Below are 360 nucleotides of genomic sequence, written 5' to 3'. Positions count from 1 at the left end.
AAGCGCCAGAGATACTACGAATCTCTGGGACTGGCTGCATAGGCAGTGATATCTTTGAGATAAATGTGTCAACCAATATTGACAATATCACCAGGAAGAAAATAGCAGATGCACTCATTGATGGATATCCGCTTAAAATTGAAGGTGGAGATTTCAAAATCTGTGATGGTCAGAGCAGTAATTGTGGACTTGGGGGATGTTACAAGCAGGAGCTTCATCAAAAATATGCAGCAGAAAAAGGAGAAGGTATCATGAGAATAGCAGTAACGTATGAAAATGGACAGATTTTCCAGCACTTTGGACACACAGAGACATTTAAGATTTACGATGTAGAGGAAGGAAAAGTAGTACATTCAGAAG

General features: G+C 39.7%; 1 pseudogene. It reads left to right on the top strand.

Going from position 1 to position 360, the window contains the following annotated elements:
- A pseudogene (locus tag ACTNDQ_RS15490) lies at nucleotides 1-360 on the top strand (hypothetical protein); the annotation flags it as partial.

The organism is Blautia massiliensis (ex Liu et al. 2021), assembly GCF_052064225.1.
GTDB lineage: Bacteria > Bacillota > Clostridia > Lachnospirales > Lachnospiraceae > Blautia_A > Blautia_A fusiformis.
This window is presented reverse-complemented; position numbering and strand designations above follow the sequence as displayed.